The sequence below is a fragment of the Deltaproteobacteria bacterium genome (assembly GCA_019310525.1).
Classification (GTDB): domain Bacteria; phylum Desulfobacterota; class DSM-4660; order Desulfatiglandales; family HGW-15; genus JAFDEE01.
The window spans coordinates 1-8,919 of sequence record JAFDEE010000109.1; the positions used below are offsets into that span (position 1 = coordinate 1).

Genomic DNA, 8,919 nt, shown 5'->3' on the forward strand with positions numbered 1-8,919 from the left:
TGGTTAAAATTTTCGCCTTCCTTGACCTTGAACAAAATTGAACGTTTTTCAAAGGTCTCGCTCTAAGAAGAGCGGGAGCTGCGGCTTCCCCCACTGATAATCCCGCCGGTCACTCCAGAAAAGGGGCCATCGGCCCTTGCTCAAACCATTCCGAACTGAAATGGTGTCGATATCGCCCCTTGACGCCCTTCTCATGTGACCTGTAACATGTCGGATCCAGAAAGGAGATCCTAATGATCAGAAGTTTGAACGGAAAGACCCCCCGAATAGCGGAGACGGCCTTTGTGAGCGAGGCAGCTTACGTGGTGGGGGACGTGGAAATTGGAGATGGCTCTAATGTATGGCCAGGGGCGGTCATCAGAGCGGACTTAGGGAGTATCACCATCGGAAGAGAGACCACGGTGGAAGACAACTGCGTGATCCATGCCGGATCACCTACTCCGGGTCTGGGCGACGTGGTCATCGGGGACCGGGTGATTATCGGACACGGAGCGGTCCTCAATTGCCGACGAATCGGAAACAACGTCCTTATCGGTATGGGTGCCACCGTGCTCCATAACGTGGAAATCGGTAATCGTTGCCTGGTGGCGGGAGGATGCCTGGTCAAACAGGGAATGATTGTTCCCGACAATTCCTTCTTAGCGGGTGTGCCGGGAAAAATACTGGGGAAACCCACCAAGGAACAGCTCTGGTGGGTAGAGGAAGGGTTCAAGGAATACGTGGAATTGACGAAACAATACAAGGCCCAAGGACTTTAGGACCGGGGTAGACCCCCTGGAGATTATGATCCATTCTTTCAAAGCAGAGGGTGAAGTTCGATTTTGTGGATTACTGCAACCCGACCGGCTGCGGGGATCTAGCCTCAGGAGGCACCCATGAAAACCAAGGTGTCTCCCTCTTTTAACTCCGCGTTCATGCGGTCTTCCACGAGATAGTTCCGATCATTCAAGACGACCCTGATCTCCATATCCACATCTCCCCTGCTGTCCAGGAGGGCCTTTTTCATGGCCATTCCATACTTCCGGACCAGACTTTGTACCAAATCCCTCAAAGTCTTTCCGGGGAATTCGAACAAAAGTTCTTTTTTTCTGCCAAGGGTCTTGTACAAAATGGGCATACCGTTGAACTTTACATGGATCCTCATGTTTCTTTTTCGCCTCCCCAAAAAATCTGACCAAAAATCCTGCATGATTTTTTCGCAAATTTTGTGCCATGGTCCATGCCATGGATTCAAGGCTTTTTCGCTAAGTATTCCAACATTTCTTTTCCTTGCCGGAAGGTGCTGGAAGGGTCGATCCTCACCGATTTGCAATGTCCTGGTAACTATTCATTGCAACCCTGCACATCTAATGGGCCCTTTTTCTGCCATCCCTGGAATTTTAGTAAACTACTACCGAATAAAGCCGAAGGCTTTAGGGGCCAAGGGGTCAAGTGAAATGCATTGTGGCCGGCTTATTCGCTCCTTAAACTATCACTCGAACCCTGGACCCCTTGAATCCTTTAACCCTACTCAAAAAAATGATTCAATTAAAATCTTCGCCTGAAGGCCCAAGGTTCTTCCCATTCTCGGATTGGGACATTAATGGAGAGCAAATGAAAATTGGATTCGTTCAATTGGCCCCAGTCCTCGGGGATCCGGATGCCACGATACAGAAGATCGATCGCCTGATCCAAGACAAAACGGCCGATCTCCTGGTGTTACCCGAGTTGTGCAATTCCGGGTACAATTTTCGGGATGCAACCCAGGCCCGGGAGTGGGCCGAGGAGATTGAGCACAGCGGCTTCATCCGATTCCTGGAAGCCAAATGCAGTGAACTCGATCTCCATATCGTCTCCGGTTTTAACGAAATGGCCGGCGATCACCTTTACAACACAGCCGTCCTCGTGGGCCCGGAGGGACTGCAGGGAAAATACAGGAAGATCCATCTTTTCATGAAAGAAAAAGACTACTTCCATCCGGGCGACCGGGAACCGGCTGTCTTCGATCTGGGAGAGTGCAAGGTAGGATGCCTCGTCTGTTTCGATTGGATCTTCCCCGAGGTCTGGAGAATCCTGGCCCTGAAAGGAGCGGATATCATCTGCCATCCTTCCAATCTTGTGCTCCCCGGCCTGGCCCAAAGCGCCGTGCCCATTCATGCTCTGAGCAACCGGATCTTTGTAGTAACGGCCAACCGGACCGGCAAAGAGGGAGACCTCGCCTTCACAGGGCTTTCCACGATTGCGGACCCCCGGGGGAACATTCTCCTCCAGGCCTCCAGGGACAAGGAGGAGGTCGGAGTCGTGGAGATCGATCCTTCCCTTTCCCGTAACAAGTGGGTAACCCCCCGAAACCACATATTTGAAGACCGGAGGCCGGAACTTTACAGGTATCTGGTGAACTCTCCGCCCGATAGCCCAGGGGCTAAAGGCCGTTTGAAATCGAAAGGGAAAGAAAAAGAAGGAAACCGATGACCTACCCTAAGAATGGAAAGTCCGAATCAAATGCGATGAAAAATGAAAAATAAAATGGATGGCCACTAAAACTACATATCTTCTTCTATGACAGGCTCGGGAAGTTGGGGCCCACTGAGGGGACTCTCCATCGCTTCGAAGGAATCTTCACTCGCCGCGGCCTCTGATTTCACCTTGCCTTCTACGAGCATCATGAGGTCGTTGACAAAGCTCTTCATTTCCCTGGCCTGGGCATTCATCTGGGCCGCAGCACTGGCGGATTGCTCCGCGTGGGCCGCGTTTTGCTGAACGACCTGGTCCATCTCCGTAACGGCGCTGTTGACCTGGCTGATTCCCTGGGACTGCTCCGTGGATGCCGCAGCGATTTCTTCCACCAACTGGTGCACCCTTCCCGTAATCACGATATTTTCCTGGAAGGCCTCCTTGGTGGCGACGGTGAGTTCACTCCCGGCCCTCACAGCCTTGATGGTGTCTCCGATCAGGGTGGCGGTGTTTCTTGCCGATTCCGCGGCCCTCATAGCCAGATTACGAACTTCATCAGCCACCACGGCGAACCCGGCGCCTGCCTCGCCCGCCCTGGCAGCCTCAACAGCAGCATTCAGGGCAAGGAGATTGGTCTGGAAAGCGATCTCGTCAATGGTCTTGATGATCTTTCCGGTCTCTTCGCTGGATTTGGTGATGTTCTCTATGGCCTTTTCCATCTCCAGCATGTGATTTTCGACCTTTTCGACGATTTCCTTGGCCTCGTTCATCATGTTCTTGGCCTGAGCGGCGTTATCGGCATTGCTCTTGGTCATAGAGGCCATTTCCTCCAGGGCTGAGGACGTCTCTTCCAGTGAAGCCGCCTGCTGAGAAGCTCCTTCAGCCAGGGCCTGGCTGGCCGAGGCGACCTGCTCCGTGGCATCGAAAACCTGCTCCGCTCCGTAATTGACCCCCTCGATCACTGCATTGATTCTGCGTACGATCTTTTTAGTGGAAATAAACGCATAAACAGTACCGAACAGGATGGCCGCCAGGATAGACCAGAAAATCATCCTCGACGAAAAGCGGGATTGGTCCTTCAGGATCTGCACGCTCCTTTTCCCAAAATCAGCACAAACCTCGTCCAGGTTCTCCTTAAGGCGGTTCATACCGGTAATGTATTGCTGCTGATCCATAACCCGGGCCTTGAATTGGTCCACCTTGGAATCGTACTCATGTCCCATGGCCGCGATTTTCTTGGCAATCGGTGTCAATTGATCACTGTTGCTTACCTTATCAGCCCACTCCTTGACAGCCTTCCAGAACTTCTTCCGGCTTTCCTCCACCCGGGCCCAATTCTCACTCGTGCTCTTGTTCAAATAAGTCTGGACGACACTGACCAGGACTTTCCAATTGAGGTCCATTCCTTCAACCCAGAGGCTCCCTTCGTGGATCTTGGCCAGAACCGGATCATAAATGGCTCCTATCTCCACCACCAATTGGCATTTAACCTCCCTGGCCTTGGCATATTGCCGGAGAAGAGCGCCGTAACGCGCCACATCTTTTTCCGACTTCTCAAGCCTTTCCCTTCCACTGGCATCGATGGTGGGATGCTTCCCGATCTCCTGAAGCTTGACAGCGACCTCCCCCAATCGGGCCTGGACTCCTTTGAAAGATCTGGTTTCCAGTTCCTTATCCCCTTGGGAAATAGCCAGGAAATACTGATCAGTCTGTCCCTTGAGGGATGAGACCGTCTGTTGCAGTTCATTGATCTCCCGGTAGAATTCCGTAACCTTGGAGACCTTGCCAAGCCCCATGTACCCAGCAAGCCCTACAACGGTCGCCAAGGCCAGCATGATGGCTATTCCTGTGCCGATCCTCCTCCCAAGCGTCATTGTGAATGACATAACCCTTCCTCCTGACATAGAAAAATTCCCAAGCGGATACCTATATCCAACTTACCTATCGACCTTATTCCAAAAAACTTGACTGAATTTTTTGGTCAAATTAACTTTTTTTAATTTATATTGTCATTATCCAGACATTTAACAGGTTGTTGACAGACATTGTGAGCCTTAGCCATGGACGTCGGAGCGCCTGCCCGCCGGCTGTCTGGCGGGACCTTAGCCTGGACGGAAAAGAGAGCGTTTTTCAAAGGTCTCACGGGGAATGATGCGGAATGCGATTGCAAGTAGGGCTCAAACAAGATAAATAAGGCATCATGCGGGTGATTTCGTATCCCGGAGTTATGGACAATAACGATGCGTATCAGCCTCATTGGAATGGCAGGCACCGGAAAATCTTACTGGAGCGAGCGTTTAATGGAGATGGGTTTTCGCCGTATCTGGTGTGACCGGCTGATTGAGGAAAAACTTGCCCCTCAACTCACGGGGAGTGATGGATCGATCCTGACGCCGGGGGAATGGATGGGATTCCCTTACGAGCCGGCTTACCATGAACGAGAGGCCCTTTATCTCGCCCGGGAGCGAGAGGTCCTGGCCGAAATCCTTGACCTCATTGAGACCCAACGTTTAGGGGTTGATCGGGATATCGTAGTTGATACAGGGGGCAGCATCATCTATGTCGGAGAGGATTTGCTACATCGGCTTTCCCGGCTTACCACCATTGTTTATCTTTCCATCCCCGAGGAAGAACTGGAACCTCTCCTTCAGGCCTACCTCAGCAAGCCCCATCCCATGCTGTGGCAGGGCTGGTTTTCCATGAACCCGGGAGAGACCCGCCGGGAAGCCCTGGCCCGGAGTTATCGGACCCTGTTCGCGGCGAGGAAAAAGCAGTACGAAAAGCTCGCCCAAATTACGATCGATTCCTGCCTTATCCGGCGGGAAGGGTTCGGCCCCGTTGAATTTCTGAATAAGCTTGCCAGCCGGATGAGCGACTCTCCACGGCTTGAAAACTGAATTGATTTTCGACATCTTAAATCACGAAAGGGGAGCATATGAAATCATACCCTCGTGAAGACATCCTTCTCGTTGCCCTGGGCGGCAATGCCTTAATCCGGAAAGGGGAGAGGGGAACCATCGAAGAGCAATTCAGGAACCTAAGGGTACCCATCAGCCAAATTGCACGACTTTCCAGGCGATTTCGAACCATCATCACCCATGGGAACGGCCCCCAGGTCGGCAATCTTCTGCTGCAGCAGGAATGCTGCAAAGAAGTCCCTCAGCTTCCCCTCGAAATCCTGGTTTCCCAGACCCAGGGGCAGATCGGCTATATGATTGAATCCACCCTGGACAGCGAACTCATGAAGATGGGAATTCATACCGAACAACCTCTGGTGAGCCTGATCAGTTACGTGGTGGTGGATGAGAAAGATCCGGCCTTCCAGACGCCTTCAAAGCCAATCGGTCCGGTATTTGACGAGGAGATCATCTCCACACTTCCTTTTCCGACAATGAAAACCCCCAAAGGATATCGTCGTGTGGTGGCTTCTCCGAGACCCATAACTATCGTGGAGAAAAGGGAGATCAGGAAACTCATCGAGATGGGATTTATCGTCATCTGCTGCGGTGGTGGAGGCATCCCGGTTGTCCGGGAAGGAAGAGCCTTTTCAGGAGTCGACGCCGTGATCGACAAAGATCTGGCCAGTGCAACACTGGCCGAGGAAGTCGGTGTCGGCACCTTCGTCATAGCCACTGATGTGGAGGGTATCGCTCTCAATTACGGGAGCCCCCAAGAACGCTTCCTAAAAACCCTAAACCTTGAGGAGGCGGCCCGTTACTTGCGGGAAGGGCATTTCCCGCCGGGCTCCATGGGGCCGAAGGTTGAAGCGGCCGTCCAATTCATCGCCCAAGGCGGTAAGCGGGCCGTTATCACCTCTGTTGAAAAAATCGAGGCGGCCGTAGAAGGTGTTGCAGGGACCGAAATAATCCCATAACCCGGATGCCGGCAAGAGACATCTATGCACCCTTCTTTTTTCGAGCGAAAAATTCCGACATTCTTCGGAAGGGATTATCTGTCCTTCTAGGCTGGCTGAGGGTCCAGGTGGAAGCCTGTACCATCCTGCGGCCCCTGTAGTCGTTCGGGGAAACGTCTCAAATCCAAGGACCCTTAAAAAGGATTTTTTATGGACGGGAAAGCTTCTTACCAGGAACTGGAAAACAGGATCAAGGAGCTTGAGCGGGAGGCCTCCAGGCGCAGAGAGGCCGAAGCCGCCCTTCAGAGAAGCAAGGAGCGCCTGAGGAGCATTTTTGAGGCCACTCCCGATCCCCTTGTGGTTTACGACGAACAGGGACACCCGGAGTATCTCAATCCTGCCTTCACACGGGTATTCGGATGGACTATCGAGGAGCTGAAAGGCAGGCGGATCCCCTTCGTTCCCGAGGACCAGACTGCGATTACGGAAGAGAAGATACGAAATCTCTACAAAAGCGGAGAACCGGTACGCTTCGAAACCCGGAGATTCACAAAAGATGGCCGGACCCTTGATATCCTGATCAGCGCTGCAGCCATCAAAGACGAGAAGGGGACATCCAGGGGTATGGTCGTTAATCTTACGGACCTGACCGAGCGAAAGCGTTTGGAGCACCGCCTTCAGCAGGCCCAAAAGAGAGAGGCCATCGGGACCCTGGCCGGAGGAATCGCTCATGACTTCAACAATATCCTGGGAATCATCATAGGAAACACGGAACTCGCTATGATGGATATCCCGGCGTTGAGCCCTGCCCGGCAGGGCCTGGAGGAGATACGGAAGGCGTGTATCAGGGCCAGGGACCTCGTCAAGCAGATCCTCACCTTCAGCCGTCCCAGCAGCCAATATCTCAGCCCTATCCATATCACCCCTGTTATCAAGGAAACCCTTAAGATGATCCGCTCCTCCATCCCGACCACGATCGAGATCCGGCAGAGGATCGCCTGCAAGTCCGATATCATTAGGGCCAATCCTGTCCAGGTAAGCCAGATCCTGATCAATCTTTGCACCAATGCCGCCCAGGCCATGCAGGAAAAAGGAGGAGTGCTGGAGGTCATCGTCGGAAACGAGCGTCTCGATGAAGACAAAGCCACCCACTATAATCACTTGGATCCAGGGGAATACCTGAGTCTTACGGTGAGGGATACCGGACACGGCATAGAACCCCAACACTTGAAAAAAATCTTTGATCCCTACTTCACTACTCGGGGCCTGGGGGAAGGCTCTGGTATGGGGCTCGCGGTCGTTCACGGAATCGTGAGGAGTTACGGTGGCGAAATCTCAGTCAAAAGCACTCCGGGAAAAGGTTCCACCTTCAAGATCCTCATCCCCCTTGCACCGGAAAAGGCTCCCTCGGAAACCGTGACTGAAGGACCCTCCTTGATGCCCCGCGGTTCCGAAAAGATTCTCCTGGTAGACGATGAACAGGCGCTGATCGATGTCGTAAAGCCCATGCTGGAACATCTCGGCTACCAGGTGACGACAAAGATGAGCGGCGCCGCTGCCCTCGAAATATTCCGGGGCGATCCATTGGAATTCGACCTGGTGATCACGGACCAAACCATGCCAGGAAAAACAGGAGTCCAACTGACACGGGAACTCTTACAACTCCGGAAAGATATCCCCGTCATCCTCTGTACGGGCTTCAGTGAATCGGTCAGTCGGGAGAAGGCGAAGGAAGTCGGTATCCGGGCCTTCCTGATGAAACCCGTTTCCATGGGGGAATTGGCCCAGACCATTCGAAGGGTCTTGGAAGGCAGGAAAAAGGGGTCCTGAAGAAGCCCCCCATAATTACAAGATCTCACCCTAATTCTGCCATTGATCGGTCTTCTTTTTTCTGCCCTCAAGACCGAAACTCACCCTGAAAGGAGAAACGCTATGAAGAAGGAGATAATTCACACGGATCGGGCCCCTGCAGCTGTCGGTCCCTATTCCCAGGCCGTGAGGGCCGGGAACTTGTTATTCGTTTCCGGTCAAATCCCCCTGGATCCTGAAACAGGGGAAATGGTGGATGGAGACATCCGCGAACAAACACGCCAGGCCCTTGAGAACCTTCGGGCCGTCCTCGATGCCGGGGGCTCGGGCCTGGACAGGGTAATCAAAAGTACGGTGTTCATCCTCCGGATGGAGGAATTTTCCCTGGTCAACGAGGTCTACGGGGAGTTTTTTCCAGTGGATCCTCCGGCAAGGGCCTGTATCGAAGTCTCAGCCCTCCCCAAAGGGGCCCGGGTGGAAGTGGAGGCAGTCGCCCTCTGTTCAGACTGATTTTTCAACCCAAATTACGCGTGAATGCTTGCCCGCCGGAATTATGGCGGGAACATTGGCTTAGATCGAAGGGGCATGGAGATCTTTTCTTCGTTCCCGGTCTCCCGGTATCCTTCAAAGGTCTAGGTTCGACCGGGTTACACCTAAATGTCTTTGTGAAGGCGGATAGTGCGAGCAAGGGCCGATGGCCCCTTTTCTGAAGTGACCGGCGGGATTATCAGTGGGGGAAGCCGCAGCTCCCGCTCTTCTTAGAGCGAGACCTTTGAAAAACGTTCAATTTTGTTCAAGGTCAAGGAAGGCGAAAATTTTAACCA

At 53.0% G+C, this 8,919-nt stretch carries 8 protein-coding genes; 6 read left to right on the plus strand and 2 right to left on the minus strand.

Translation table 11 applies throughout. From position 1 onward, the window contains the following. Positions 1 to 233 precede the first annotated feature (233 nt). Positions 234 to 758 (plus strand): gamma carbonic anhydrase family protein, encoded by a 525-nt coding sequence (locus JRF57_15030; GenBank protein ID MBW2305015.1) that lies wholly within the window; start codon positions 234 to 236, stop codon positions 756 to 758. A 104-nt stretch (positions 759 to 862) separates the two neighbouring features. Here JRF57_15030 and JRF57_15035 read toward each other — a convergent pair whose 3' ends face one another. Then, on the minus strand, positions 863 to 1,144 hold the full coding sequence (locus JRF57_15035) for a MoaD/ThiS family protein (GenBank protein ID MBW2305016.1): 282 nt from the start codon (positions 1,142 to 1,144) through the stop codon (positions 863 to 865). A 449-nt stretch (positions 1,145 to 1,593) separates the two neighbouring features. Between JRF57_15035 and JRF57_15040 the strand changes: the two genes are divergently transcribed. Continuing rightward, a complete protein-coding gene (locus JRF57_15040) occupies positions 1,594 to 2,451 on the plus strand; it encodes a carbon-nitrogen hydrolase (GenBank protein ID MBW2305017.1) in 858 nt (285 codons plus the stop codon). Between the two features lie 71 nt (positions 2,452 to 2,522). Here JRF57_15040 and JRF57_15045 read toward each other — a convergent pair whose 3' ends face one another. After that, entirely contained in the window at positions 2,523 to 4,337 is a 1,815-nt protein-coding gene (locus tag JRF57_15045) for a hypothetical protein (protein ID MBW2305018.1), read from the minus strand. Positions 4,338 to 4,673: 336 nt separating this feature from the next. On the opposite strand from JRF57_15045, the gene JRF57_15050 reads away from it, so the two are divergent. From JRF57_15050 to JRF57_15065, 4 genes are all read left to right on the plus strand, one after another. After that, positions 4,674 to 5,330, plus strand: a complete 657-nt coding sequence (locus JRF57_15050) for a hypothetical protein (GenBank protein ID MBW2305019.1) — start codon at positions 4,674 to 4,676, stop codon at positions 5,328 to 5,330. A gap of 38 nt (positions 5,331 to 5,368) precedes the next feature. Then, the gene (arcC, locus tag JRF57_15055) at positions 5,369 to 6,307 is read left to right on the plus strand and encodes a carbamate kinase (protein MBW2305020.1); all 939 of its coding nucleotides are present in this window, start codon (positions 5,369 to 5,371) and stop codon (positions 6,305 to 6,307) included. 189 nt (positions 6,308 to 6,496) lie between these two features. Next, entirely contained in the window at positions 6,497 to 8,116 is a 1,620-nt protein-coding gene (locus JRF57_15060) for a PAS domain S-box protein (protein ID MBW2305021.1), read from the plus strand. A gap of 102 nt (positions 8,117 to 8,218) precedes the next feature. Beyond that, positions 8,219 to 8,605 carry a RidA family protein gene (locus tag JRF57_15065; GenBank protein ID MBW2305022.1) on the plus strand — a complete coding sequence of 129 codons (387 nt, stop codon included), beginning with the start codon at positions 8,219 to 8,221 and terminating at the stop codon, positions 8,603 to 8,605. Positions 8,606 to 8,919: the final 314 nt, after the last annotated feature.

Excerpts from the sequence above, each read along its gene's own strand:
- JRF57_15030 (MBW2305015.1), top strand. The coding sequence starts at position 234 with ATGATCAGAAGTTTGAACGGAAAGACCCCCCGAATAGCGGAGACGGCC.
- JRF57_15035 (MBW2305016.1), bottom strand. The coding sequence starts at position 1,144 with ATGAGGATCCATGTAAAGTTCAACGGTATGCCCATTTTGTACAAGACC.
- JRF57_15040 (MBW2305017.1), top strand. The coding sequence starts at position 1,594 with ATGAAAATTGGATTCGTTCAATTGGCCCCAGTCCTCGGGGATCCGGAT.
- JRF57_15045 (MBW2305018.1), bottom strand. The coding sequence starts at position 4,337 with ATGTCAGGAGGAAGGGTTATGTCATTCACAATGACGCTTGGGAGGAGG.
- JRF57_15050 (MBW2305019.1), top strand. The coding sequence starts at position 4,674 with ATGCGTATCAGCCTCATTGGAATGGCAGGCACCGGAAAATCTTACTGG.
- arcC (MBW2305020.1), top strand. The coding sequence starts at position 5,369 with ATGAAATCATACCCTCGTGAAGACATCCTTCTCGTTGCCCTGGGCGGC.
- JRF57_15060 (MBW2305021.1), top strand. The coding sequence starts at position 6,497 with ATGGACGGGAAAGCTTCTTACCAGGAACTGGAAAACAGGATCAAGGAG.
- JRF57_15065 (MBW2305022.1), top strand. The coding sequence starts at position 8,219 with ATGAAGAAGGAGATAATTCACACGGATCGGGCCCCTGCAGCTGTCGGT.